The 25,390-nt window shown below is 65.5% G+C and carries 28 protein-coding genes and 5 tRNA genes; 21 read left to right on the plus strand and 12 right to left on the minus strand.

From position 1 onward, the window contains the following. Positions 1 to 101 precede the first annotated feature (101 nt). Positions 102 to 311, plus strand: a complete 210-nt coding sequence (locus tag FFI87_RS07780) for a hypothetical protein (RefSeq protein ID WP_138847788.1) — start codon at positions 102 to 104, stop codon at positions 309 to 311. Between the two features lie 102 nt (positions 312 to 413). Here the strand turns inward: FFI87_RS07780 and FFI87_RS07785 are convergent. From FFI87_RS07785 to FFI87_RS07800, 4 genes are all read right to left on the minus strand, one after another. After that, positions 414 to 500: transfer RNA gene (locus tag FFI87_RS07785), tRNA-Leu, on the minus strand. A gap of 247 nt (positions 501 to 747) precedes the next feature. Beyond that, positions 748 to 834 (minus strand) — tRNA-Leu (locus FFI87_RS07790). A gap of 110 nt (positions 835 to 944) precedes the next feature. Then, entirely contained in the window at positions 945 to 1,934 is a 990-nt protein-coding gene (locus FFI87_RS07795; protein WP_138847787.1) for an aliphatic sulfonate ABC transporter substrate-binding protein, read from the minus strand. Between the two features lie 182 nt (positions 1,935 to 2,116). Then, positions 2,117 to 2,203: transfer RNA gene (locus FFI87_RS07800), tRNA-Leu, on the minus strand. Positions 2,204 to 2,453: 250 nt separating this feature from the next. On the opposite strand from FFI87_RS07800, the gene rnr reads away from it, so the two are divergent. The 6 genes from rnr to FFI87_RS07830 all read left to right on the plus strand — a co-directional run bounded on the left by rnr (position 2,454) and on the right by FFI87_RS07830 (position 9,684). Continuing rightward, a complete protein-coding gene (gene rnr / locus FFI87_RS07805; RefSeq protein ID WP_138847786.1) occupies positions 2,454 to 4,907 on the plus strand; it encodes a ribonuclease R in 2,454 nt (817 codons plus the stop codon). Positions 4,908 to 5,058: 151 nt separating this feature from the next. Further along, on the plus strand, positions 5,059 to 5,802 hold the full coding sequence (gene rlmB / locus FFI87_RS07810; protein WP_011656749.1) for a 23S rRNA (guanosine(2251)-2'-O)-methyltransferase RlmB: 744 nt from the start codon (positions 5,059 to 5,061) through the stop codon (positions 5,800 to 5,802). A 128-nt stretch (positions 5,803 to 5,930) separates the two neighbouring features. Then, complete coding sequence (locus tag FFI87_RS07815; RefSeq protein WP_138847785.1) at positions 5,931 to 6,800, plus strand: N-acetylmuramoyl-L-alanine amidase; 870 nt, start codon at positions 5,931 to 5,933, stop codon at positions 6,798 to 6,800. A gap of 103 nt (positions 6,801 to 6,903) precedes the next feature. Beyond that, positions 6,904 to 7,596 (plus strand): ribose-5-phosphate isomerase RpiA, encoded by a 693-nt coding sequence (gene rpiA, locus FFI87_RS07820; protein ID WP_138847784.1) that lies wholly within the window; start codon positions 6,904 to 6,906, stop codon positions 7,594 to 7,596. A 283-nt stretch (positions 7,597 to 7,879) separates the two neighbouring features. Beyond that, a complete protein-coding gene (locus tag FFI87_RS07825; RefSeq protein ID WP_006751033.1) occupies positions 7,880 to 8,596 on the plus strand; it encodes a FadR/GntR family transcriptional regulator in 717 nt (238 codons plus the stop codon). A gap of 101 nt (positions 8,597 to 8,697) precedes the next feature. Then, positions 8,698 to 9,684 carry a Gfo/Idh/MocA family protein gene (locus FFI87_RS07830; protein ID WP_138847783.1) on the plus strand — a complete coding sequence of 329 codons (987 nt, stop codon included), beginning with the start codon at positions 8,698 to 8,700 and terminating at the stop codon, positions 9,682 to 9,684. A gap of 55 nt (positions 9,685 to 9,739) precedes the next feature. Here the strand turns inward: FFI87_RS07830 and FFI87_RS07835 are convergent, their stop codons facing one another. From FFI87_RS07835 to FFI87_RS07865, 7 genes are all read right to left on the minus strand, one after another. Beyond that, positions 9,740 to 10,432, minus strand: a complete 693-nt coding sequence (locus FFI87_RS07835) for an amino acid ABC transporter permease (protein WP_006758016.1) — start codon at positions 10,430 to 10,432, stop codon at positions 9,740 to 9,742. 122 nt (positions 10,433 to 10,554) lie between these two features. Then, positions 10,555 to 11,349, minus strand: a complete 795-nt coding sequence (locus FFI87_RS07840) for a cystine ABC transporter substrate-binding protein (RefSeq protein WP_138847782.1) — start codon at positions 11,347 to 11,349, stop codon at positions 10,555 to 10,557. Positions 11,350 to 11,449: 100 nt separating this feature from the next. Continuing rightward, complete coding sequence (locus FFI87_RS07845) at positions 11,450 to 12,487, minus strand: quinone-dependent dihydroorotate dehydrogenase (RefSeq protein WP_006751029.1); 1,038 nt, start codon at positions 12,485 to 12,487, stop codon at positions 11,450 to 11,452. Positions 12,488 to 12,667: 180 nt separating this feature from the next. Next, complete coding sequence (locus tag FFI87_RS07850) at positions 12,668 to 13,498, minus strand: arginyltransferase (RefSeq protein ID WP_126227785.1); 831 nt, start codon at positions 13,496 to 13,498, stop codon at positions 12,668 to 12,670. A 33-nt stretch (positions 13,499 to 13,531) separates the two neighbouring features. After that, positions 13,532 to 14,296 carry a leucyl/phenylalanyl-tRNA--protein transferase gene (gene aat / locus FFI87_RS07855; protein WP_006751027.1) on the minus strand — a complete coding sequence of 255 codons (765 nt, stop codon included), beginning with the start codon at positions 14,294 to 14,296 and terminating at the stop codon, positions 13,532 to 13,534. 11 nt (positions 14,297 to 14,307) lie between these two features. Beyond that, a complete protein-coding gene (locus tag FFI87_RS07860; RefSeq protein ID WP_006751026.1) occupies positions 14,308 to 14,853 on the minus strand; it encodes an NUDIX hydrolase in 546 nt (181 codons plus the stop codon). A gap of 172 nt (positions 14,854 to 15,025) precedes the next feature. Next, positions 15,026 to 15,102, minus strand: a tRNA-Met gene (locus FFI87_RS07865). 226 nt (positions 15,103 to 15,328) lie between these two features. On the opposite strand from FFI87_RS07865, the gene FFI87_RS07870 reads away from it, so the two are divergent. The 3 genes from FFI87_RS07870 to FFI87_RS07880 are packed head-to-tail and all read left to right on the plus strand — an operon-like array spanning position 15,329 to position 17,360. Continuing rightward, positions 15,329 to 15,826, plus strand: coding sequence for a heme-degrading domain-containing protein (locus FFI87_RS07870; protein WP_012363789.1), 498 nt, complete (start codon positions 15,329 to 15,331; stop codon positions 15,824 to 15,826). 3 nt (positions 15,827 to 15,829) lie between these two features. Further along, positions 15,830 to 16,168 (plus strand): DMT family transporter, encoded by a 339-nt coding sequence (locus FFI87_RS07875; protein ID WP_011656759.1) that lies wholly within the window; start codon positions 15,830 to 15,832, stop codon positions 16,166 to 16,168. A 31-nt stretch (positions 16,169 to 16,199) separates the two neighbouring features. Then, positions 16,200 to 17,360: an enoyl-CoA hydratase/isomerase family protein gene (locus FFI87_RS07880; RefSeq protein ID WP_138847781.1), complete on the plus strand. Its 1,161-nt coding sequence runs from the start codon at positions 16,200 to 16,202 to the stop codon at positions 17,358 to 17,360. A 119-nt stretch (positions 17,361 to 17,479) separates the two neighbouring features. Here FFI87_RS07880 and FFI87_RS07885 read toward each other — a convergent pair whose 3' ends face one another. Then, positions 17,480 to 17,908 carry a hypothetical protein gene (locus tag FFI87_RS07885; RefSeq protein ID WP_012363791.1) on the minus strand — a complete coding sequence of 143 codons (429 nt, stop codon included), beginning with the start codon at positions 17,906 to 17,908 and terminating at the stop codon, positions 17,480 to 17,482. A 341-nt stretch (positions 17,909 to 18,249) separates the two neighbouring features. Here FFI87_RS07885 and ssuD point away from each other — a divergent pair, with 341 nt between their 5' ends. The 11 genes from ssuD (at position 18,250) to FFI87_RS07940 (ending at position 25,348) form a co-directional block, all read left to right on the plus strand. Beyond that, positions 18,250 to 19,407: an FMNH2-dependent alkanesulfonate monooxygenase gene (gene ssuD / locus FFI87_RS07890; protein WP_138847780.1), complete on the plus strand. Its 1,158-nt coding sequence runs from the start codon at positions 18,250 to 18,252 to the stop codon at positions 19,405 to 19,407. Between the two features lie 14 nt (positions 19,408 to 19,421). After that, positions 19,422 to 20,234 carry an aliphatic sulfonate ABC transporter permease SsuC gene (gene ssuC, locus FFI87_RS07895; protein WP_006751020.1) on the plus strand — a complete coding sequence of 271 codons (813 nt, stop codon included), beginning with the start codon at positions 19,422 to 19,424 and terminating at the stop codon, positions 20,232 to 20,234. Further along, entirely contained in the window at positions 20,231 to 21,190 is a 960-nt protein-coding gene (locus tag FFI87_RS07900; protein ID WP_138847779.1) for an ATP-binding cassette domain-containing protein, read from the plus strand. The genes ssuC and FFI87_RS07900 overlap by 4 nt, the downstream gene beginning before the upstream one ends. Before the next feature lie 57 nt (positions 21,191 to 21,247). Then, positions 21,248 to 21,463 (plus strand): molybdopterin-binding protein, encoded by a 216-nt coding sequence (locus FFI87_RS07905; RefSeq protein ID WP_006400187.1) that lies wholly within the window; start codon positions 21,248 to 21,250, stop codon positions 21,461 to 21,463. A 139-nt stretch (positions 21,464 to 21,602) separates the two neighbouring features. Further along, positions 21,603 to 21,800, plus strand: coding sequence for a hypothetical protein (locus FFI87_RS07910; protein WP_138847778.1), 198 nt, complete (start codon positions 21,603 to 21,605; stop codon positions 21,798 to 21,800). A gap of 55 nt (positions 21,801 to 21,855) precedes the next feature. Next, positions 21,856 to 22,110: a hypothetical protein gene (locus FFI87_RS07915; protein WP_012363796.1), complete on the plus strand. Its 255-nt coding sequence runs from the start codon at positions 21,856 to 21,858 to the stop codon at positions 22,108 to 22,110. A 125-nt stretch (positions 22,111 to 22,235) separates the two neighbouring features. Beyond that, a complete protein-coding gene (dusA, locus tag FFI87_RS07920; protein ID WP_006758002.1) occupies positions 22,236 to 23,222 on the plus strand; it encodes a tRNA dihydrouridine(20/20a) synthase DusA in 987 nt (328 codons plus the stop codon). A gap of 63 nt (positions 23,223 to 23,285) precedes the next feature. After that, a tRNA-His gene (locus tag FFI87_RS07925) sits at positions 23,286 to 23,361 on the plus strand. A 122-nt stretch (positions 23,362 to 23,483) separates the two neighbouring features. Then, on the plus strand, positions 23,484 to 24,344 hold the full coding sequence (locus tag FFI87_RS07930) for a toll/interleukin-1 receptor domain-containing protein (protein WP_138847777.1): 861 nt from the start codon (positions 23,484 to 23,486) through the stop codon (positions 24,342 to 24,344). Between the two features lie 342 nt (positions 24,345 to 24,686). After that, complete coding sequence (locus tag FFI87_RS34805) at positions 24,687 to 24,821, plus strand: hypothetical protein (RefSeq protein WP_261378566.1); 135 nt, start codon at positions 24,687 to 24,689, stop codon at positions 24,819 to 24,821. Between the two features lie 11 nt (positions 24,822 to 24,832). Continuing rightward, the gene (locus FFI87_RS07940) at positions 24,833 to 25,348 is read left to right on the plus strand and encodes a hypothetical protein (protein ID WP_138848486.1); all 516 of its coding nucleotides are present in this window, start codon (positions 24,833 to 24,835) and stop codon (positions 25,346 to 25,348) included. The last annotated feature ends 42 nt before the right edge of the window (positions 25,349 to 25,390 follow it).

Here is a 25,390-nt window from a genome sequence, read left to right on the forward strand (position 1 = left end):
ATAAATCACGTTGATTTATTTAACCGCGTGAGCGCCGACGTGTCAGCCTAGGGAAATCCCGGCTTCGGCCGGAGAGGCAGGCGGGGTGGGGGTTTGCGGGCATGGTGCGTTTTCAGGGTGCGTCATTGCTGGTGGCGACGAGGTGGGGGATCGGGCTGCCGGCCGACCTCGCGGTCGTGGTCGGCGCAACGTTTCAGCGCGATCCGGCGGATCGTTTGCTAGGCGCCGATGAGGCGCGTGAGCTCGTCGCGAAGGCCGAGGAGATTTGTCGTTGCGCGAAGATGACGAGGGAGGGAATGCGGTACGCCTGACGCGCGTATTCGGGAGGTGTGAGTCGCGATGTGAACGCGATATCGCGCTTCCGGAAGCGGAAATGAAAAAGGCCGGCATAAGCCGACCTTTTTAAAAACAGATGGTGCCCAGGAGAGGACTCGAACCTCCACGATGTTGCCACCGCTAGGACCTGAACCTAGTGCGTCTACCAATTCCGCCACCTGGGCACGTTTTGCAGTAGCTGCCTGCTGCAAAGAAGCGAAATTATAGCGCGTCAGAAGGATCTGTCAATGGGTTGCGAACGAAAATTATTTGATGGCTTGCCCGCGACGTTGGGCGAGGGCCTGGGCGGCAACGCATCGCCGATGCGTCGTGACGTCGGGTATGTGGACAGATGCCGCCGCGAGCGAGCGTATCAATCCGACGCCGGAAATGAAAAAAGGCCGGCATAAGCCGACCTTTTCAAAAAACAGTTGGTGCCCAGGAGAGGACTCGAACCTCCACGATGTTGCCACCGCTAGGACCTGAACCTAGTGCGTCTACCAATTCCGCCACCTGGGCACGTTTCGCTTGCTGCGATGCGAAGACCGCTATTTTAGCGTGTTCGAAGAGGCTGTCAACATAATTTGATCGACGGTGATAAAAATATCGTGCGTTGCATGTGCGAGGCATCAGGCGCCGATCGGCTCCGCGCGCTTGGCCGCGAAATTCCAGCGCAACGCATCGCCCGTGTCGACGCGGGTGGGCAGCAAGCCGGCTGCGAGGAACGTATCGGCGATCTTCTGCTGCTCACCGAAATTCTGCGTGACCACGGCGCGCACGAGGTAGCTGCGTCGCGCGTTGGCGCGCTCGATCGTCTTCGCGTCGAGTCCCCAGATCGGCGCGAGGGTATCGGCGGCTTCCCGCTGATGCTCGCGCAGCCACGCGCCGGCCTGCGACAGACGGTCGAAGACGATCTGGACGACGTCGGGGCGCGCGGCGGCAAAGCTGCTCGACGCGAGGTAATAGCGCTGGTACGAAGCAAGCCCGTTGCCGTCGGCCAGAATCCGCACGTCGGGGTTCGAGTCGACGGACGCGACATACGGATCCCACGCGATCCACGCATCGACGCTGCCGCGCTCGAACGCCGCGCGGCCGTCCGCCGGTGTCAGGTAGTGGATCGCGGTGTCGGTTGGGGCGACCTTGGCTCGCGCGAGGGCGGCAAGCAGCAGATAGTGGCTGCCGGCGGCCTTCGTGACGGCGATGCGCTTGGCTCTGAGGTCGGCGAGCGTGCGCAGCGTGCTGCCGGTCTTGACGATGACGGCCTGCGCTTTGGGCGACGGCGCTTCCTGTGCGACGTACACGAACCGCGCATGCGCGGCCTGTGCGAAGACGGGAACCGTGTCGGCCACGTCGGCGCTGAAATCGATCGCGCCGACGTTGAGCGCTTCGGTCAGCGGCAAGCCGCTCGCGAATTCATGCCACGACACGCTCAGGTCCAGCGGCGCGAGCGACTGCTCGAGCGTGCCGCGCGTCTTGAGCAGCGTGATGAGCGTCGACGATTTCTGATAACCGATACGCAGCGTGGATGGCGTGTTCTCGGCGTGCGTCCGGATGCCGGCGGCGCCCAGGCCGGCGGCCAGCATCGCCTGCACGAACGCGCGGCGGTTCATCGACGTCATGGAGCGGGTTCCCTGTTGGGTTCGGTGAAAGCAACGCGGCTAACGTACCAACGGGGAGGGCAATCGATAACCGATTAATTCTGCTATCGATCGGTGTGACGGGCATATGGCGCGGCCAGTGCGCGTCATGCCAGGCCGCAAATGAAAAAAGGCCGGCATAAGCCGACCTTTTTAAAAACAGATGGTGCCCAGGAGAGGACTCGAACCTCCACGATGTTGCCACCGCTAGGACCTGAACCTAGTGCGTCTACCAATTCCGCCACCTGGGCACGTTTTGCAGTAGCTGCCTGCTGCAAAGAAGTGAAATTATAGCGCCCCAATTTTCCGTGTCAACACATTTTTGCGATGCGCCGCGAACCGGCCGCCGTGGCGCCTGCAGGCGGCATTCGCGGTTATTTGGCGCCACTGTCGGATGATAGAATGACCCGCCGCCGTCACTATAGAACTGTCTGACGGACACTTCTATGTTGATGCCGTGCACCATCAGTCAACGCAACGAGAACAATCATCGACAAACCCTTGAGCAAATATCCGTACCCCATTCCGAGCCGTGAAGAAATTCTCGGCGTGCTGCGTACGAGCGACGCGCCGCTGGCCGCCAACGACATCGCCGAAGCGCTGTCGATCAAGCGCCAGGAACGCGAGGGGTTCTTCCGGCGTGTCGCCGCAATGGAACGCGACGGCCAGATCCGCCTCGACAAGCGCGGCCACTACCAGCTCACTCATCCGTCGAACTTCGTTGCCGGTCGCGTGCAAGGGCACCGCGACGGCTACGGCTTCGTGATCCGCGACGACGGCCAGGACGACCTGTTCTTGCCGAACGGCGAGATGCAGAAGGTGATGCACAACGACCGCGTGCTCGCGCGGATCGTCGGCTACGATCGCCGCGGCCGGCCGGAAGGCCATGTCGTCGAGGTCACCGAGCGCGCGAACAAGCGCGTGATCGGCCGCCTGCTCAACGAGAACGGCGCGCTGATCGTCGCGCCCGAAGACAAGCGCATCGGCCACGACATCCTGATCACGCAGAACGTGAAGAAGGCGAAGGTCGGGCAGGTCGTCGTCGTCGAACTGACCGACTTCCCGAGCCGCCATTCGCAACCGCTCGGTCGCGTTGTCGAAGTGCTCGGCGACATCGACGATCCAGGCATGGAAATCGAGATCGCCGTGCGCAAATACGGCGTGCCGCACGAATTCGGTCAGCGGGCGCTCGACGATGCCGCCGCGCTGCCGGACGCGGTACGTCCGGCCGACCTGCGCTTCCGCGTCGATTTGCGCGACGTGCCGCTCGTGACGATCGACGGCGAGGACGCCCGCGACTTCGACGATGCCGTCTACTGCGAGCCGACCAAGGTCGGGCGCGGCGACGGCTACCGCCTGATCGTCGCGATCGCCGACGTGTCGCACTACGTGCAGCCGGGCAGCGGCCTCGACGCCGACGCGCTGGAGCGCAGCACGTCGGTCTATTTCCCGCGGCGCGTGATCCCGATGCTGCCGGAGAAGCTGTCGAACGGGCTGTGCTCGCTGAATCCGCAGGTCGACCGCTGCGTGCTCGTGTGCGACATGGTGATTACCGCGCGCGGCGAGATCAAGGCGTACCAGTTCTATCCGGCGGTCATCCATTCGGCCGCGCGCCTGACGTACACCGAAGTCGCGGCCGTGCTGTCGAACACGAAGGGGCCGGAGGCCGCGCGCCGCGCGGACCTGCTGCCGCACCTGCAGGATCTGTACGGCGTCTACAAGTCGCTGTTCGCCGCACGCCAGAAGCGCGGCGCGATCGACTTCGACACGACCGAGACGTACATCGTCTGCAACTCGCAGGGCAAGATCGAACAGATCGTGCCGCGCCAGCGCAACGATGCGCACAAGCTGATCGAGGAATGCATGCTGGCCGCGAACGTCTGCGCGGCCGACTTCCTGAAGCGCAACAAGCATGCGGGCCTGTACCGCGTGCACGCGGGGCCGACGCCGGAAAAGCTCGAGAACCTGCGCGCGTTCCTGCGCGGCATGGGCCTGTCGCTCGGCGGCGGCGAGAAGCCGCATGCGAGCGACTATGCGGCGCTGATGGCGCAGATTCGCGACCGGCCCGACGCGCAGATGCTGCAGCCGATGCTGCTGCGCTCGATGCAGCAGGCCGTCTACAGCCCGGACAACATCGGCCACTTCGGTCTCGCGTATGAGGCGTACGCGCACTTCACGAGCCCGATCCGCCGCTATCCCGACCTGCTCACGCACCGCGCGATCTACGCGATCCTGTCGGGCAAGAAGTACACGCCGAAGGCACCGGACGGCTTCGAGCTGAACACCGCGCTGTCGCCGCGCGCCCGCGCGATGCAGCAGGCCGACGACGAAGCGCGCGGCCGTTCGCGCGTGAACACCGCGATCTGGGAAGAGCTCGGCCTGCATTGCTCGGCGAACGAGCGGCGTGCCGACGAAGCGTCGCGCGACGTCGAGGCCTGGCTCAAGTGCTACTTCATGCGCGACAAGCTCGGCGAGGAATACGGCGGGATGGTGAACGGCGTCACGTCGTTCGGCATCTTCGTGCAGCTCGACACGCTGTTCATCGAAGGGCTCGTGCACGTCACGGAACTCGGCTCGGACTACTTCCAGTACGACGAGATCAAGAACGAGCTGCGCGGCGAGCGCACGGGCATCCGTTATCGCCTGTCGGATCGCGTGCGCGTGCAGGTGAGCCGCGTCGATCTCGATGCGCGCAAGATCGACTTCCGCCTCGTGCGCGACACGCCGGTGAAGGCGCCGCGTCCCGCACCGGCGCCGGTTGCTGTCGGCAACGGCAACGATCGCGGCGGCCCGCGCGTGCGCTCGTTGCCGCCGGTGGAGGAAGCCGCGCCGCGTCGCAAGCGGACGGCCAGCGCACCGGCCGCCGCGGTGAACGACACGCGTGCGGCGAAGAAGAAGGGCGGCGCGCCGGCGAAGACGGCCGCGAAGAAGACACACGCCCGCAAGAAGTATTGAGCGTTCGGGGCGGCGCATGCGCACGCCCTTGCAGTATCGAGAGACGCCGCGTTCTACCGGTCACCGGCCGGCAACGCGGCGCTTTCCTTTTCCATGGATCGCGGCTGCGCGCGTTGCGCGGCCGCACGTTTGATCGAAGGTTGTTCCAGTCATGTCACGTCTGAAGGTTCTTTACGGTTTTCATGCGGTGACCGCACGTTTGCGGCACGATGCATCGACGGTTGCGGAGGTGCTGTACGACCAGACGCGCCGCGACCGCCGCATGCAGGACTTCCTGCACACCGCGAAGGAAGCGGGCGTGCGGCTGATCGCGGCCGACGAAACTCGCCTGTGGGGCCTCGCGCATACCGAGCGCCACCAGGGCGTCGTCGCGCGCGTCGAGGACGTCCCCCTCGCGCAGAATCTGTCCGAACTGCTCGACGGCATCCAGGGCCCGGCGCTTCTGCTGGTGCTCGACGGTGTCACCGATCCGCACAACCTGGGCGCATGCCTGCGTGTCGCCGATTCGGCAGGCGCGCATGCGGTGATCGCGCCGCGTGACCGCGCGGTCGGCCTGAACGCGACCGCGGCGAAGGTCGCGAGCGGCGCGGCCGACACGGTGCCGTACATCACGGTCACGAACCTCGCCCGCGCGCTGCGCGAGCTGAAGGAAGCGGGCGTATGGATCATCGGCACGTCGGACGACGCGTCGGCGACGCTGTACGACACGAAGCTCGACGGCCCCGTCGCCATCGTGATGGGCGCGGAAGGCGAAGGCATGCGCCGGCTCACGCGCGACACCTGCGACGACGTGATGAGCATCCCGATGGCCGGCAGCGTGGAAAGCCTGAACGTGTCGGTTGCAAGCGGCGTGTGCCTGTACGAAGCGGTGCGGCAGCGGCGCGTGAAGGGCTGATTCACCGGCTGATTCATCGGCCGACTCACGGGCAGACGCACGCGGTCTCGCGCGATGCGCGGGCCGCCACGACCCGAACGACGCGTGCCGCGATTGTGCGCGGCACGCGGCCCCGGAACTCGCGAACCATGACCCTGATTCGCCTCGGCGCATCGTGCGCCATCCTTGGCCTGCTGGCCGCCTGCACGTCGCCGTCGCTGATCGAGCGCGGCAGCTACTACGCCGACACGGGCCTGCACGCGCGCGGCGCCGATGCGCGGATCCGCTTTCTCGTGATGCATTACACCGAAAGCGACGAAGCGAAATCGCTGCGCACGCTGACCGGCGATTCGGTCAGCGTGCACTACGTCGTGCCGCCGCAACCGCGCATCGAACACGGGATGCCGGTCGTCTATCAGCTCGTTCCCGAATCGAAGCGCGCATGGCATGCGGGCATCAGCGAATGGCAGCGCACGACCGAACTCAATGCGGCGTCGATCGGCATCGAGAACGTGAATCGCGGCCCGCTCGATCCGCAAAACCTCACTTGGCAGCCGTATTCGCCCGAGCAGGTCGATGCGCTGATTCGTCTGTCGAAGGATATCGTCGCGCGCTACGGGATTGCGCCGACGCGCGTGGTCGGACACAGCGATATCGCACCGCAACGCAAGATCGATCCCGGTCCGCTGTTCCCGTGGCATGCGCTCGCGCAGGCCGGCGTCGGCGCATGGCCGGACGATGCGACCGTGGCCGCGCGGCTCGGCGATCGCGATCCGCACGCGCTCGTCGACGTGCGCGAATTGCAGCTGAAGCTCGCGCGCTACGGCTACGACGTGCCGACCGACGGCGTGCTCGACGCGCGCACGCGCCGCGTATTCGCCGCATTCCAGATGCACTTCCGGCCATCCGACTACGCAGGCAACCCGGACGCCGAGACCGACGCGATCGCACAGGCGCTGCTCGACAAGTATTTCCCTGCTGCGCCTGCCGGCAACGTGTCCGCCGACGGCACGCCGTGACCGTCGGCTTGTCCGGGGCCGACATCCGCGCGGAAAAAGCCCGGGGCGTGTTGCGAGTCCGGTAAACTGGCGGTTTTCCGCAATCCCGCTGTATTCCCACCTCATGACTCAAGACGAACTCAAACGCCTGGTCGGCCAGGCGGCCGCCGATTATGTGATCCAGAACGTGCCGGAAGGCGCCGTGATCGGCGTCGGCACCGGCTCGACCGCCAACTGCTTCATCGACGCGCTCGCGGCCGTCAAATCGCGCTATCGCGGCGCCGTGTCGAGCTCGGTCGCGACGACCGAACGCCTGAAATCGCACGGCATCAAGGTGTTCGACCTGAACGAGGTCGAGTCGCTGCAGGTGTACGTCGACGGGGCCGACGAGATCGACGCAAGCGGTGCAATGATCAAGGGTGGCGGCGGTGCGCTGACGCGCGAAAAGATCGTCGCGTCGGTGGCCGATACGTTCGTCTGCATCGCGGACGGCAGCAAGCGCGTGCCGGTGCTCGGCGCATTCCCGCTGCCGATCGAGGTCGTGCCGATGGCGCGCACGGCGATCGGCCGGCGCGTGACCGCGCTCGGCGGCGTGCCGGTGCTGCGCGTGACGCAGGACGGCGCGCCGTACATCACCGACAACGGCAACGAGATCATCGACGTGAAGGGGCTGCAGATCGTCGATCCGCGCGGTTTCGAAGCGCAAATCAATGCGTGGCCGGGCGTCGTGACGGTCGGCCTGTTCGCCGAGCGCGGCGCAAATCTGTGCCTGCTCGGCACACCGAACGGCGTCGAGACGATCGTTTATCCCGCTTAATCAAGACTGAATGAGAAGCAGTCCGTAATGGCGTCAACAAGCCGTAATGGATTGCATGGTTAAATCTTGTGGAAGTCCCGGCCCGGCAAGCGCAGCGCGCTTTCCGGGCTTTTTTTGAAGCCTTATAAATCACCTCTTCCAAAAGAGGGATAACCCTGTCAGGTGTTTACCAGATAGCGGAATATCCCCGAAATCATCAACTTATAGATCATAAGAACAGTCGTAACCAGGGCCGGCGGAACTGCGGAGCAGGTGTTCGCAAATCGACGCACGGGGAGGTGTCATGGAGCAGGGCAAAGACCGGTCACTGGTCGCCAAAGTGATGGATGGGCTTGTCGCGGGTATCGTCGAGGACAAGTACGGCGGCATTTTGCCGCCGCAGGACGTGCTGTCGAAAGAGTTCGACGTGAGCCGCACGGTGATGCGCGAAGCATTGTCGATGTTGCTTGCGCGCGACATGCTCGACGTGCGTCCGAAAGTCGGTACGCGCGTTCGACCGATGCGCGACTGGCGCATGATCGATGAAGACGTCGTGAGCTGGCGGTTTCGTGCGAAACCGGATCCGCAATTCATGCGCGACGTCATCGAATTCCGGATGCTGATCGAACCGCGCGCGACCGCGCAGGCGGCGGTGCGTGCAACGGCCGTCGACATCGCGGGTATCCGCGAGGCATTCGACGCGTTCAAGGTGCTGCAACCGGGCGACCCCGGCTACGACACGGCGGACGAACTGCTGCACACGCGGATCGTTCAAGCGAGCGGCAATCAGTTCTTCCAGCAGATGGCGGCGATCGTACGCGGCGCAGTGCGGCTCGTGAATCCGCGCGTCGTGCAGAAGGATGGCGCGCACGACATCGCGGTCAAGGCGCATGCACGCGTCGTCGATGCGATCGAACGCCGTGATCCGCGCGAAGCCGAAGCGGCATCGCTCGCCCTGATCGATTTCAGCGCCGACGAGATCTCGCGCGATTTCTCCGTCGACGTGCCCGCCCGCGCCTGAATCCACCCGCGTCGCTTAGCCGTGAGCCGGCGAGCCGTTTATCATGACGGCCGGCCGGCAGCGTGTCGGCCACCGCCATACGAACGACACGGAAGATCCGGATGAACGACCTCGACAACCGCCCGGTGCGCTTCGGCATCGTCGGCGCAGGCAGCATCGCACGCCGTTTCGCGCAAAGCCTCGCTCACGTGCCGGGTGCCGCGCTCGCCGGCGTGTGGGCACGCCGCGCCGACGCGGCAGCCGCCTTCTGCGACAGCTGCGGCGGCACGCCCGCGGCCAGCCTCGACGCGCTCCTCGCGAGCGACATCGACGCGATCTACATCGCGACCCTCCACGATAGCCATGCGCAGTACGCGCAGGCGGCGCTCGCCGCCGGCAAGGCCGTGCTGTGCGAAAAGCCGGCGACGCTGAACGCAGCGCAACTCGACGCGGTGCTGGACGCGGCGCGCGCTGCCGAACGGCTCTTCATGGAAGCGATGAAGCCGCCGTTCTTTCCGCTGTACCGGCAGTTACGTGCGCACCTGCGTGACGATCCGATCGGCGAGATCCGGCTCGTGCGCGCGGGCTGCGCGTCGTCGTCGGTGCCGGACGATCATTCCGTCTATCGACTCGACCGCGCCGGCGGCGCGCTGCTCGACATCGGGATCTACGAAGCGTTTCTCGCGGTCGACTGGCTCGGCGCCGCACTTGATGTGCAGACGCTCGGCCGTATCGGCGCGACGGGCGTCGACGTCTTCGCGAGCCTGAACAGCCGCCACGCGAATGGCGGCATCGCGCAGCTCTTTTGCGGGCTCGACGTGATGGGGCGCGGCGACGCGCTGATCGCCGCGGCGGGCGGACACGTGACGATTCACGAGAAGTGGTGGAACCCCATGCGGGCGACGATCCGCTATGCCGACGGACGTACCGTCGAACTCGATGCACCGTTCGACGGCGGCGGCCTGAACTACGAGACCGCGCATTTCTGCGACCTGCTGCGCGCGGGTGAACTGGAGAGCCCGATCATGACGCACGACCATTCACGACAGATGATCGCGATGACCGACGCGGCACGCGCGGCGCTCGGCGTGCGCTATTCGGGCGAGTAGGCGGGAAGGAAGGGGCCGGGCGCGCAGCCGCGGCCCGGAGAGCGATGCAGCGTGCTCAGTGCCGCGCGGGCAGCGACAGGCGCTTTTCGTACCAGCGCTGGACCCATTCGAGGATCTGGCACAGCACCCAGTAGACAGCGGCGGCGGCGAGGTACAGCGGCAACGGCTGATAGGTCGCCGCGATCACTTCCTGCGCGCTGCGCAGCAGCTCGGTCACGGTGATCACGGACACGAGCGACGTGTCCTTGATCAGGCTGATCAGGCTGTTCGACAGGCTCGGCACCGCGATGCGCAGCGCCTGCGGGCCGATCACGTAGCGCAGCGTCTGCCCCCACGACAGCCCGAGGCTGTAGGCGGCCAGCCATTGGCCGCGCGCGATCCCGTTGATCGCGCCGCGCATGCTTTCGGACATGTAAGCGGCGACGTTCGCGGACAGCGCGATGACGCCGGCCGGCGTCGGATCGAGCGAGATGCCGAGGCTCGGCAATCCGTAATAAATCACGAAGATCTGCACGAGCAGCGGCGTGCCGCGCATCAGGCTCACATACGCGCGTGCAAGCCACGCGAGCGCGTTGACCCAGATGCGTTCGAAGCCTTCGAGCGGTTCGCTTTGCCGGATGCCCATCATCGCGAGCATGACGGCGCCGAGCAGGCCGAACACCATCGACAGCACGGCGAACTTGACGGTCAGTACGGCACCCTGGGCGAGCACCGGCAGCGATTGGACGAGCAGGGACGTTGTCGACATGGAATACGAAGCGAGTGCGTGCGCGAAAGCGCAATCATAAACCGGACCGATAAAACAAAGGGCGGCATCGTTTCGGATGCCGCCCATTCCGGCCCGCCGTCAGGCGGGAAACAGAGGCGTGCTTACTTGATCGGCTTCGTCACGTCGATACCGAACCACTTGTCCGAGATCTTCGTGAACGTGCCGTCGGCCTCGAGTTGCGCCATGGCGTCGTCGATCGCCTTCTGGAACTTCGGGTTGCCCTTCCTGAACGGGATGCCCGACGGATTCGCCGAGCCGACGTTCGCGCCCGGGCGCAGCGGCAGTTGCGAGTTCTTCGTCAGGTACGCGAGCATCAGTCGGTCGTTCAGTGCTGCGTCGAGACGGCCCGCCGCGAGGTCGCGCAGATACTCGGGCGCGCCCGGGTACGTTTTCACGTCGATGCCGGGCACCGACTTCGCCATGTCCATGTAGTTCGTGCCGAGCGCGACGCCGAGCTTCTTGCCCTTCAGGTCTTCGAGCGACTTGAACTGGCGCGTATCGTCCTTGCGCTGGATCAGCTGCGCGGACGAGTACGTGTACGCCGGCGAGAAGTCGAGCGTTTCCTTGCGCTTGTCGGTGATGCCGACCTGGTTGGCGATCACGTCGAACTTGCCGGCCTGCAGGCCCGCGATGATGCCGCTCCATTCGGTCGTGACGAACTCGGCCTTCACGCCGAGCTTCGCGGCGACAGCCTTCGCGATGTCGACGTCGAAGCCGACCAGCTCGCCTTGCGGGTTCTTCGAGTTGAACGGCGGGAACGTGCCTTCGAGGCCGACGCGCAGCGTGCCGCGTTGCTTCACCTGGTCGAGGAGGTCGGCCGCATGCGCGGTGGCGGCGGCGAGCGACGTGCCGATCAGGCCGGCAACGAGCAGCTTCTTCAGCAGCGAAATTTTCATCGTGTGAGCTTCCTTGCCCCGGCGGGGCTTGAGTCTGACAATGGAGCCGATCATAGCAAAAACGCAATCGACCACTAAATATCGTTTGTTTATGACTATATTACGCGGTGCGTTCGCGCGCGATGGCCTTCACGCATTCGGCCACGAGCGCGGGGCCGCGATAGATGAAGCCCGTATACAGCTGGACGAGCGATGCGCCGGCCGCGAGCTTCACGCGGGCGTCCTCGCCCGAGAAAATGCCGCCGACGCCGATGATCGGCACCGCGCTGCCGACTTCGGCATGCAGCTTGCGGATCACTTCGTTCGACGCGTCGAACACCGGGCGGCCCGACAGGCCGCCGGCTTCGTCCGCATGCGGCAGGCCCTGCACGGCCGCGCGCGACAGCGTCGTGTTGGTGGCGATCACTGCCTCGATCTTGTGGCGCAGCAGCGTGTCGCCGATTTCCTTCACCTGTTCGTCGTCGAGATCGGGGGCGATCTTCAGCGCGAGCGGCACGAGCTTGCCGTGCAGGTCGGCGAGGCGTTGCTGCTTGTCCTTCAGCGCGGCGAGCAGCGCGTCGAGTTCGCCCGCGCCCTGCAGCTGGCGCAGGTTCTTCGTGTTCGGCGACGAAATATTGATCGTCACGTAGCTCGCGAACGGGTACACGCGCTCGAGGCAGTAGAGATAGTCTTCCGCCGCGCGCTCGATCGGCGTGTCGGCGTTCTTGCCGATGTTCAGGCCGAGGATGCCGCGATAGCGGGCTGCCTGGACGTTCTTCACGAACTGGTCGACACCGTGATTGTTGAAGCCCATCCGGTTGATCAGCGCGTCGGCCTGCGGCAGGCGGAACATCCGCGGGCGTGGATTGCCCGGCTGCGGGCGCGGCGTGACGGTGCCGACCTCGATGAAGCCGAAGCCGAGCGACGCGAGGCCGTCGATGGCTGCACCGTCCTTGTCGAGGCCGGCCGCGAGGCCGACCGGGTTGCGGAACGTGAGCCCCATCACGGTGCGCGGCGCATCGGGCACGCGCGCGGACAGCGCGCAGGCAAGGCCCGTGCGGCCGGCCGCGCCGAGCGCGCGCAGCGTGAGGTGGTGAGCGTCTTCCGCATCCATCTTGAACAGGGATGCGCGGGCCAGCGGATAGAGGGAACTGAACACGGGAATGGGGCGGACGGCCGGAATGAATGACAACCCGCTATTTTACCGGGAGTTGCGCGGCACGGGCGGGCTTTGCTTCGCGCGCGCCGGCGGGGGCGCGTCTCGTGCGGTGCGGCGGCGTATGCACGGGTGGAAATGGTGCCGGCTGCAGGCGCGAAGCCGCGCCGCGGAAGCGGATGGTCAACCCGACCCGGAATGTCCGCCCGGCAGCGGCGCGCGCGCCAGTGCCGCGTCGACCGGCGGCAGCTCGACACGATCGGGATCGAGTACTTTCCAGCGGCCGTCGAGCAATCCTTCGAGCGGATGGAAGTTCGCCTTGTAGGCCATCTTCGGGCTCTCGCGGATCCAGTAGCCGAGATACACGTACGGCAGGCCGAGGCTCTTCGCCTGTTCGATCTGCCACAGGATGTTGTAGGTGCCGTAGCTCGTGTGCTGGTCGTCGGGCTCGAAGAACGTGTAGACCGACGATAGCCCGTCGCCGAGGATGTCGATCATGCTGACCATGCGCAGCTTGCCCGGCTCGCCGCCCGGCGCGTCGAGGTCGCGGAATTCGACGAGGCGCGAATTGATCCGGCTCTGAAGCAGGAATTGCTCGTACTGGTCGCGGCTGTCGCGGTCCATGCCGCCGCCCGCGTGGCGCGCGGACTGGTAGCGCATGTAGAGCGCGTAGTGCTCCTCGTCGTAGTGCAGCGGCGAGACGGTCGCGACGAGCGCGCGGTGCCGCTTCCACATCCGGCGCTGCGTGCGCGACGGCGTGAACGCGCCGACCGGCACGCGCACCGGTACGCAGGCGCGGCAGCCGTCGCAGTACGGGCGATACGTGAAGACGCCCGAGCGCCGGAAGCCGGCCTTCACGAGCTCGGTATAGATGTCGGAGTTGATCAGGTGGCTCGGCGTCGCGACTTGCGAGCGCGCGATGCGGCCGTCCAGATAGCTGCACGGATAGGGCGCCGTTGCATAGAATTGCAGCGCCGAAAGCGGTGAAAGCGGCAGCTCAGTCGGGTGAGTCATGGGCAGCTCTCGATGCAGGGAAGGAGTGCCGCGCTAGCGCTCGATCCCGGAGGGCGCCGCCGGTTCGGCGGGGCCCGTCAGCGCGGCGAGCACGCGCTTGTCGAACTGCCACGGAATCGGCGGTTCGGCCACCGCGCGGCGCACGTGAGCAACAAAGGCCTTGCGTGCGATCTCGCGGCCACCGAGCGACGCTAGATGCGACGTATTCTGCTGGCAGTCTATCATCTCCAGCCCCTGCTCGCGAAGGTGGGCGACCAGCGTCGCCAGCGCGATTTTCGACGCATCGGTGGCATCCGCGTACATCGACTCGCCGAAGAACATCCGTCCGAACGCCACCCCGTAGAGGCCGCCGATGCGGCGCCCGTCGTGCCAGGTCTCGATGCTGTGCGCGTTGCCGGAGCGGTAGAGCGACGTATAGGCGTCGATGATCTCGGCTGTAATCCAGGTGCCGCGCTGCCCGCGGCGCGGCGCCTGCGCGCACGCGCGCATCACGCCCGCAAAGTCATGGTCGACGCGCACTTCCCACGCGGGTTCGCGCAGCACGCGCCGGAGCGTCTTGCGCAGCGACGGTGACACCTTGAATTCGGCCGGTGCGAGGATCATCCGCGGGTCGGGGCTCCACCAGAGCACGGGCTGGCCATCCGAATACCACGGGAAGATGCCGCGCAGGTAGGCCTCGATCAGGCGCGACGGCAGCAGGTCGGCACTCGCGGCGAGCAGGCCCGGCGCGCCGGTCGCGGGGCCCAGCGCACGTTCGACGGGCGGAAACGGATCGTCCGGGCCGAGCCAGGGGACCATGGGTGGCGTGCTCAGCCGTTGCGCAGCGAGCGGAAGATATCGCCGGTATGCACGCCGTAGTCGCCGGCGGCGCGATCGGCGAAGAAGAAGCGCAGGGTCTGGCTGACGGTCGGGAACGCGATCTCGTCCCACGGAATGTCGGCTTCGTCGAACAGCTTGACCTCGAGGCTTTCCTCGCCGGCCTCGTAAGCCGGATCGACGAGCCGCGCCAGGTAGAACAGGTGGACCTGATGCACGTGCGGCACGTTGAGCAGCGTGAACAGGTTCTGCACCTCGACACGCGCGCCGGCTTCCTCGAGCGTTTCGCGCGCGGCGGCCTCGGCCGTCGTCTCGCCCATTTCCATGAAGCCCGCCGGCAGCGTCCAGAACCCGTAGCGCGGTTCGATCGCGCGGCGGCACAGCAGCACCTGATCGCCCCAGACCGGCACCGTGCCGACCACGTTGCGCGGATTCTGATAATGGATCGTGCCGCAGTGATCGCAAATGAAGCGCTCGCGGTTATCGCCCGGAGGAATGCGTGCGATGACGTCGTGACCGCAGACGGAGCAGAATTTCATGTCGAGTGGAAGGGACGAGGTGAATGCGAGTGTATCACCGGGGCGCGGCATTCTCGAACGCGAGCGCATGCACGCGGCGTGCCGCGCGAAGCGCAACCGCAATGTGGGGGAACGGGCGCGGAAAAACAAAAAGCCCGGCGCGGAGCCGGGCTTTTTGCATGAATCGGGACGTTGGTTGCGGGGGTAGGATTTGAACCTACGACCTTCGGGTTATGAGCCCGACGAGCTGCCAGACTGCTCCACCCCGCGTCCGTCGAAGAAATGAATTATATGGACTATCCCAAACGCATGCAAGCACTTTTTGACAATCGCGGCGCAGGCGCGCGTTGGCAGCTTGTGGGGCCGGTACGGCGGGGGCGTGCGCTAGAATCGAACGGTTTGCTCGTGTCGTTCATTCCTGCAGCGAAGCCGTGCGCGATCGCATCGGTGCCGTTGCAATGCTCACCACTGTTGTTACTACTGCATCGACGGATTCATGGACATCGCTCACGATCTGCAATCGATCGGCGCGCAGGAACAGGCGCTCGTGTTTCCCCATTTCGACCCGGCCCGCGCGTGGGCGCTCGGCAACCGCATGCATGCGCTCGCGACGGCGCGCGGTCACGCGATCGCGATCGACATCGTCACGTTCGGCCAGCCGCTGTTCTACGCGGCGCTCGCCGGCGCGACGCCCGACAACGCCGACTGGGTGCGCCGCAAGCGCAACGTCGTCGCGCATTTCCGCCGCAGTTCGTATGCGATCGGCCTGCGCATGCAGCAGGCCGGCGCGTCGCTCGCGGACAAGCACGGGCTGCCCCTCTCCGACTATTCGCCGCATGGCGGTTCGTTTCCGCTGACCGTCGCGGGGGCCGGCGTGATCGGCTCGATCACCGCATCGGGGCTGCCGCAGCGCGCGGATCACGAGTTCGTCGTCGAAGCACTGTGCGCCGAGCTCGGGCAGGACTACGCCGCGCTCGCGCTTGCGAGGAGCTGAGCGATGCAGCTTCCGGGTTACGCATGGCTCGCGATCGCGATCGTCGCGGAAGTGGTCGGCACGTCCGCGCTGCGCGCGGCGGACGGCTTCACGCGCTTCTGGCCGTCGGCGCTCGTCGTGGCCGGTTACGGCATCGCGTTCTATTGTCTGTCGCTCACGCTGCGCACGATGCCGGTCGGCATCATCTATGCGGTGTGGTCGGGCGCCGGCATCGTGCTGATCACGCTCGTCGCGATGCTGCTCTATCGTCAGGTGCCGGACGTGCCGGCGGTGATCGGCCTCGGCCTGATCGTCGCGGGCGTCGTGGTGCTGAACCTGTTCTCGAAGATGCAGGCGCACTGAGCGTGCGCCCGCGATACGCCGGACGGCTCACATGACCGATTCCGCTTCCATTTCCGATTCCGCTTCCGCCGAACCCGCGCAGCCCGAGGTGCGCACGTATGTCGCGAACCGCATCGGCTATCTCGAACTGAACCGGCCGAAGGCGCTGAATGCGCTGTCGGTCGGGATGATCCGCGTGATGCAGCAGGCGCTCGATGCGTGGCGCGACGACGCCGACGTGCTGGCCGTCGTCGTGCACAGCCCGCACCCGCGCGCGTTCTGCGCGGGCGGCGACGTGCGCTTCTTCCACGACGCGTGGCAGCGCGGCGACCGCGATGCGATCGACGGGTTCTTTATCGACGAATACACGCTCAACCACACGATCTTCACCTATCCGAAACCGTACATCGCGCTGATGCACGGCGTCGTGATGGGCGGCGGCATGGGCATTTCGCAGGCCGCGCGGCATACGGGCGGCCTGCGCGTCGTCACCGATTCGACGAAGATGGCGATGCCCGAAACGCGCATCGGCCTGTTCCCGGACGTCGGGATGAGCTGGTTCCTCGCGCGCACGCCGGGCGCGATCGGCCGCTATCTCGCGGTGACCGGCGCGTCGCTCGACGCGGCCGGCGCCCTGTATGCGCAGCTCGCCGACGTCTATCTGCCCGATGCCGCGCTGCCGGCGCTGCTCGATACGCTGCGCAGCGCGCGCATCGACAGCGGCGCACAGGCGGTCGCGTGCGTGGCCGACGCGGCCGCCGCGCACAAGGTCGTGCCGACGCCCGACACGTCGGCGCTGGCCGACGCGCGCGCCGGGATCGATCGGCATTTCGCGCAACCCGATATCGGCGCGATCCTCGCGTCACTCGACGCCGAGCAGGATTGCGCGGCCGTCGACGGATGGGTCGAGAAGGCGACCCATGCGATGCGCAGCCAGTTGTCGCCGCTGTCGATGGCCGTGTCGCTCGAAGTCGTCGAACGGGCGCGTGGCGCGACGATGGCCGATTGCCTGCGGCGCGATCTCGACCTCACGCGCTCGACGTTCGCGCACGGCGACGTGATCGAAGGCGTGCGTGCGCTGATCGTCGACAAGGACCACCAGCCGCTCTGGCGCTTCAAGTCGGCCGCCGATATCGACCGCGCCGACGTGCTCGCGATGTTCGACAGCCCGTGGACGCCCGACACGCATCCGCTGCGCGACCTGAAGGACTGACGCGCGCGCTATCGGCGTGAAAAGCAAAAAGGCCGCCTGCAGGTGCAGGCGGCCTTTTCATTGGCGGATGCCGGTCGGGCTCGGCGGCAGCGGGCCGGGGCCTCGCCGCGAGACGTGCGTCAGTCGTCGCCGGCATCGTCCGACATGAACGCACGCATGAACACGAGCGCGCCGAAGCCCCAGACCGCGTTCGCGGCGAAGCCAGACGCGAGCACCGGCATCATGTTCCCCGACGGCCAGATTCCGCGCAGCGGATCGATCGCGAACACGCGGGCGGCCGTCAGCACGATGCCGCCGAACACCAGCGCGCCGATCCACGGCGCCTCGCGCTCCGGCGACACGCGCAGCAGCCACGCCATCGGGATCGCACAGCACGCGCTGATCAGCGCGTTCGCGACAAATTCAGGAATGCCGAGCGGTGCGAACGGTTGCGTGGAGAACCCGGCCGCGGCGATCAGGTCGGCCGTGTGCAGCAGCGCGAGCGTCGCTTCGCGAAAGAAGAGGGCGGCCAGGAAGCCGGACAGGAATGGCAGGATGACTTTCTGCATCGGTGAGTGCATTGCAGGCGCGGCTGGCCGGGGCCGTCCGCGCGAAGTTGTTCGGATTGGTGCGCCATTATAGGGCCCGGCCGCCGCGATATTCGCTGGAGCGTCGTGCTAATCACGAAAGCGGAAAACCTAAGCTCAAAAAAATCGTTCCAAAGCCCCGCACCGATCCATAGACTGATTTCCCAGAAACAGCCGTGCAATCGCGTACTCGCCCGCTGCACGGCCTGACCGGCGAGCCATCCCGATTCGAACGCACATCATGCATGCGTCGCTCATCCGCGACGCGAGCAGGGCCTCGTTTTATCCAGATTCCGGCAAGGACAGTCAAGCAGGAGCAGCAGATGAATGTTTTCTGGTTTATTCCCACGCACGGCGACAGCCGTTACCTCGGTACCGCCGAAGGTGCGCGCGCCGCGGATTACGATTACTTCAAGCAGATCGCCGTCGCGGCCGACACGCTCGGCTATGAAGGCGTGCTGCTGCCGACCGGCCGCTCCTGCGAGGATGCGTGGGTCGTCGCGTCGAGCCTGATTCCCGCGACGCGGCGCCTGAAGTTCCTGGTCGCCGTGCGCCCGGGCATCGCATCACCCGGCCTCGCGGCGCGGATGGCCGCGACGTTCGACCGCCTGTCGGGCGGCCGCCTGCTGATCAACGTCGTGACGGGCGGCGACGCCGCCGAGCTCGAGGGCGACGGACTGTTCGCCGATCACGACACGCGCTACGAGATCACCGACGATTTCCTGCACATCTGGCGCGGGCTGCTCGCCGCATCGCACGACAACGGCGGCTTCGACTACATCGGCAAGCACCTTCAGTCGAAGGGCGGCAAGGCGCTTTATCCGCCCGTGCAGCGCCCGCATCCGCCGTTGTGGTTCGGCGGGTCGTCGCCGGCCGCGCACACGATCGCCGCGGATCACATCGATACCTATCTGACCTGGGGCGAGCCGCCCGAGGCCGTCGCGAAGAAGATCGCCGACATCCGCGCGCGCGCCGAATCGCGCGGCCGCAAGATCCGCTTCGGCATCCGCATGCACGTCATCGTGCGCGAGACCGAGGACGAAGCGTGGCGCGATGCCGAGCGCCTCATCAGCCGGCTCGACGACGAGACGATCGCCCGCGCGCAGAAGGCATTCGCGAACATGGATTCGGAAGGCCAGCGCCGGATGGCCGCGCTGCACGGCGGCAAGCGCGGCGGCCGCGACGCGCTCGAGGTGTATCCGAACCTGTGGGCCGGTGTCGGGCTCGTCCGGGGCGGCGCCGGGACCGCGCTCGTCGGCAATCCCGAGCAGGTCGCCGAACGCATGCGCGAATACGCGGATCTCGGCATCGAAACGTTCATCCTGTCCGGCTATCCGCACCTCGAGGAGTCGTACCGTTTTGCCGAGCTCGTGTTCCCGCTGATCAAGGGTGAGGGCGCAAAGCGGCCGTCCGGCCCGCTGTCGGGGCCGTTCGGCGAGATCGTCGGCAACAACTACCTGCCCAAGGCTAGCCAGAGCTGAGAAGGAGGCCTGCGATGACAACGAAAACGTCGACGACGGGCGCCGCCGTGGCCGCCCGCGCGTGGCGCGCGATCGCGCCGTGGCTCGTGCCGCTCGCGCTGCTGGTCGTGTGGGAGGTCGGCGCGCGCGTCGGCTGGCTGTCGACCCGCGTGCTGCCCGAACCGGTGGCGGTCGTGCGCGCCGCATGGTCGCTCGTGACGTCGGGCGAAATGTGGGCGAATGTGAAGGTCAGTACCTGGCGCGCGCTGTTCGGTTTCGCGATCGGCGGTGGTGTCGGCCTGGCGCTGGGCCTTGCGACCGGCCTGTCGAAAGCGGCGGAGGTCGCGCTCGATTCGACGATCCAGATGATCCGCAACATCCCCGCGCTCGCGATGATTCCGCTCGTGATCCTGTGGTTCGGCATCGACGAGAAGGCGAAGCTGTTCCTCGTCGCGCTCGGTGTGTTCTTCCCCGTCTACATCAACACGTATCACGGGATCCGCTCGGTCGACGCAAACCTGATCGAGATGGCGAAGAGCTACGGCGTGCGCGGCTTCGCGCTGTATCGCGATGTGATCCTGCCCGGCGCGTTGCCGTCGATTCTCGTCGGCGTGCGCTTCGCGCTCGGGTTGATGTGGGTGATGCTGATCGTCGCGGAAACGATTTCCGCGCAGTCGGGCATCGGCTACATGACGATGAACGCGCGCGAATTCCTGCAAACCGATGTGGTGGTGGTCGGCATCCTGCTGTATGCGGTGCTCGGCAAGCTCGCCGACGTGCTGGCGAAATGGATCGAGCGCACGACGCTGCGTTGGCACCCCGCTTATCAATCAGGAGCAAAGGCATGAATGCGACCACTTCGGCGGCCGCCTACGGCCCGCTCGCCGGCGCGGACCTCGAGGCCGAACTGGCACAGGCACGCGTAACAGACGACGACGCACGGAATGCGGCGATCGTCGATCGGGACGGCGGTGCGTCCGTCGTTCCGCTCGCGCGGCGGCGCACCGGCAGCCCCGCACCCGACGATGCGGTGACGCTGTCGGGCGTCAGCAAGCGCTTCGGCACGCGTACCGTGCTCGACAACGTCGAACTCGGCATCGCGCGCGGCAGCTTCGTCGCCATCGTTGGCCGTAGCGGCTGCGGGAAATCCACGCTGCTGCGTCTCGTCGCCGGGCTCGAGACGCCGAGCAGCGGTGCGCTCGCGACGCGCGGCGAGGGCGGCGGCACGCTCGACACGCGGATCATGTACCAGGATGCACGGTTGCTGCCGTGGAAGACCGTGCTGCAGAACGTGATGCTGGGCCTCGGGCGCGGCGCGCGCGATCGGGCCCGCGCGGTGCTCGACGAAGTCGGACTGCTCGAGCGTGCGAACGACTGGCCCGCGCAGCTGTCGGGCGGCCAGCGGCAGCGCGTCGCGCTCGCCCGCGCACTGGTGCACCGGCCGCAACTGCTGCTGCTCGACGAGCCGCTCGGCGCGCTCGACGCGCTGACCCGCATCGAGATGCATGCGCTGATCGAGCGGTTGTGGCGCGAGCATCGGTTCACCGCGCTGCTCGTCACGCACGACGTGCAGGAAGCCGTCGCGCTCGGTGACCGCATCCTGCTGATCGAGCAGGGGCGTGTCGCCCTCGATCAGCAGGTACCGCTCGATCGGCCGCGTGCGCGCGCATCGGCCGCGTTCGCCGCGCTGGAGGACCGCGTGCTGCAACGCGTGCTCGCGGGCGGGCCGGGCGGCGCCGATCAGGAGGCGGCGCGTGAAGTCGATCACGTACGACCGGTCGGGCAGATTCGCTGGGCCGTTTAAATCCGGGCGGCGCAGGCCGCCCGTTCTCAGACTTTTTTGTTCGGAGCGATCAACCCGATGAGCATCACTGCAATCAACGTGCGTAACCAGTTCAAGGGCAAGGTGAAGGAGATCATTCGCGGGCCGGTGGTATCCGAGGTCGACGTCGAGACGCCGTTCGGCATCGTCACGTCGGTGATCACGACGCGTTCGGTCGACGAGCTCGAGCTGAAGGTCGGCGCCGAAGTCGTCGCGCTCGTGAAATCCACCGAAGTGTCGATCGCGCGCCTCTGAGCGCGGGTTGGCGCGCCGGCGCGGCGCGGGCGGTCTGACCGTACGCGACGCACCGGCTTTCGCGGCGCGCGTTTGCCTCCGTATTCGGCGTCCGGACGAAGTGCTAGGATGGAACGACACCGACGCCGGAGGCCAACGCATGACGCCCATCCTTTCTCCCGAAGCCATCGAGGTGCTGAAGTGGGTCGACCAGTTCGGCGACACCCGGGCGGTCCCCGCCGCGTTCGACGATGTCGTCTATGCGTTGTTGAACGAAGGGCTGATCTACCAGGCGGCCGCCAACCGCGTCGACCTGACCTCCGACGGCAAATCAGTTTTGTCTAACGAATACGATTGAGCGCGCGGCGCCGGCCGCCGAGGCGGCCTGGCGCTGCGTCGCCACGGAGCGAGCGATGGAACCGAGGGGCAGCGATCTCGGCGATTTCAGCGAGCCGTACCGCGGCTACGAGATCGAGGTGAAGACCGAGCAGGTGTGGGACGGCGAGCATGCGCACTACCGCGTGCTGCAAGGCGAGGCCGTGCGGATCGACTGGCGGCTCGTGAAGGTCGACGGGATGCTGCTCACCGAACGGCGCGTGATCGAGCGCGTACTCGACGAGGCGCGGCGGGCCGTCGACGCCGAACTCGGCGAGGGCGGGCCGGTCTAGTCAACCTGTCGGGCTGGGCTCGTCGCGTTGCGGTAAAATGCCGGGTTGTTCCCGCGCCGCTTGCTGCCCCGAATTCCATGTCCGCACCGTCCTCGCTTCCTCCCCGCCGCGTCTCCGTGGCGCCCATGCTCGACTGGACCGACCGCCATTGCCGGTCGTTTCATCGCACGCTGACGCGCGACACGTGGCTGTATACGGAAATGATCACCACGGGCGCGTTGCTGTTCGGCGATGCGCAGCGGCACCTCGCGTTCACGCCGAACGAATCGCCGGTCGCGCTGCAGTTGGGCGGCAGCGAGCGGGACGATCTCGCGCGCGCCGCGAAACTCGGCGAGCAATGGGGCTACGACGAGATCAACCTGAATTGCGGCTGCCCGTCCGAGCGCGTGCAGCGTGGCGCGTTCGGCGCGTGCCTGATGAACGAGCCGCAGCTCGTCGCCGACTGCGTGAAGGCGATGCGAGATGCGGTGTCGGTGCCGGTGACGGTCAAGCACCGGATCGGCGTCGACGCGGTCGAGGATTATGCGTTCGTGCGGGACTTCGTCGGCAAGGTGGCGGAAGCGGGCTGCGAGACGTTCGTCGTGCACGCGCGCAACGCGATCCTGAAGGGGCTGTCGCCGAAGGAGAACCGCGAGATCCCGCCGCTCAAGTACGACTATGCGTATCAACTGAAGCGCGATTTTCCGTCGCTGGAGATCGTGATCAACGGCGGGATCAAGACGCTCGACGAAGTCGCGCAGCATCTCGAACATGTCGACGGCGTGATGCTTGGCCGCGAGGCTTATCACAACCCGTATGTGCTCGCGGGCGTCGATGCGCGCTTCTATGGTTCGACCGCGGCGGTGCCGACCCGCGAAGAGGCCGAGGCGAAACTGATCGAATACTGCGCGGCGGAACTGAAGCGCGGCACGTATCTAGGCGCGATCGTCCGGCACGCACTCGGGCTGTATCGCGGCGTCGGCGGTGCACGCGGCTGGCGTCGCGTGCTGTCGGACAACAAGAAGCTCGCGCGCGGCGATCTGGCCGTGTTCGACGAGGCGCGCACGCATCTGAACGACGCGATCGAAAATTTCGAAAAAAATGCTTTGCAAGACGGGAAAGTGTTCGTATAATCTTGTTCTTCGCTGCTGAACACGAACGAAACGAAACAGCGAAGAAACAAAGCAGTATCAGTGGTGGCTGTAGCTCAGTTGGTAGAGTCCAGGATTGTGATTCCTGTCGTCGTGGGTTCGAGTCCCATCAGCCACCCCACCGAATTCAGGCACTTGCAGCAGAAACACGCTGACGTGTTACAAGTTTTGGAAGATGGATAATGAAGGCCCGCCAATGAGCGGGCCTTTTTGCGTCTAACAACATTGGCCAGAGGAGGCATCATGGCGCCGGGGCAGAAGCCGCTGATCTTTATCTCCCACATTCACGAGGAAGGGGCGCTCGCAAAACTGTTCAAGGACACGCTCGAGACTGAATTTGGCGGATTCGTTGAGGTGTTCGTCTCGTCCGACCATGAAGGTATTGCTCGCGGGCCCGGGATCTCGGCTGGGTCTCATTTCGTGGAAGCGGTCGAGTCAGGTCTCGTCAACTGCATCGCCGCGTTCTACCTGATTAGTCCGAAATCAGTGCGGCGTCCTTGGGTCAATTTCGAGTTGGGTGCGGTTTGGTGCCGAGGAGCAGTCCAGAAGGCCTCTGGAGGCGATCGGATTATGGCGCTGCCGGTCTGCCATTCTGGCGTGACCCCATCGGGACTTCCTGCGCCACTAAACGCCCTAAATGCAATCTCGGCGACCCGTGCCTCGGATTTGGAGTTCGCATTCAAGTCGCTGCAGCGCGCGCTTGGAGTCTCCGGTTCGCCGTTACGTACGGATTTCGACGGTTTTGCTGCAGGTACCAAGCGTTTTGAGGATCTGTATACGATCGGCGAAGTTCTTGCGAGAAACATGCTTGTGACGGTGCCGATCCGAGACGACGTCGAACGCGTAATCGATCATTGTCGGAATGAAGCAAAGCGTGGGGGCAAAAAGTTCACCATCAGTATTCCGGCGGCGCAGCAGGCAATCTCGGACGCATGGTCTGAAAGCGTCCGAGATCAGTTGTCGGGGAAAGTCTCAATTACGATCCAAAACGGCGGTTTGGGTTTAGGACCGACGGGCGCGTATAGCGTCTGTGACATTGCTTTGACGCTCGATCCCAACTTGATTGTGGAACACGCGGACACGATCTTGTCGATGTATAGGTGACGGCGGCGGCGGAGGTCCACTTCGGGTGGCTACCGCGTTGCGCGAACCCGGCGTTCCCGACGGCGATCGTACTTCTTCCGCACCATGCGCTCGTCTGCATGCCCGGTCGAATCGATAATCCGGTCGTCGCCTTCCTCCTGCCGATCGGTCACGGCCGCCGGTCGCATGTCTCGCAGCGCGAACCATTCGAACCGCACGCCGCGCGCCATTGCCTCCTTCTCACAGTGGCCCATCAGCCGCGACCAGTTGGTATTTCATCCGCTGCGCGTACCTGCCCAGCCGGCCGCGCGGTCGAGCGCCAGCAGCGCGCGGTGAATATCGACCTCCTGCAGGGGTGATTGCATGATCCTCGACATGATCATGACCTCGCCGAAGAAGATCGGCAGCATTACGGTGCAAGGCGCTGCGGATCCGGACGGCGTTCCAACCTACGAGGATTTGGGCATCGCGACTAAGGTATATTGGATGACCGGATAGACTTGAACAGTATGAGCGACGATAAAGAGCAGAAGGACCGGCTCGATTGGATCGAGAAATTGGCAATCGAGAATTTGAAGGCGCACCACGTCACGGCCGATACGATCGCCAAGGAGGCCTCCACAACCTTGACTGTATTACTTGCCGGTGCAGCCGGTGGTATGACATATGCCGCTAAGGCGCTAGACGCTCATAGTTGGACGTGGTTTTCATTTGGCGCTGCCGTCTTTACAGCTTGGATGACATGGCTATCCTATCGTTGCGTCAAGGAGTGCTTGATGATTTCGCCGATTCCGCAAATCTATAATGAGCCGCGGAATCTGGATGCCCCAGACTTGTCGTTCAATGAACTTCGAGAAGCGGAGATCCTTGGATTACAAGGCCGCATCGATGAGGCTGCGAAGAGAAATAGCGACTTGTCGAAGAAGATGAACAATATCAGGAGGCTGGCCGTAGCCAGCCCCTTGGTTTTCGCTATTTTTTCACTGGCGTGGGCGGTGGGTTACTCTTTGGGGGTGTCCGGTTGAACCCATCCTGTGACGGCGTGCGATAGACTGGCTGAGGATTTG

It is taken from the genome of Burkholderia sp. KBS0801 (assembly GCF_005937855.2).
GTDB classification, from domain to species: Bacteria; Pseudomonadota; Gammaproteobacteria; order Burkholderiales; family Burkholderiaceae; genus Burkholderia; species Burkholderia ambifaria.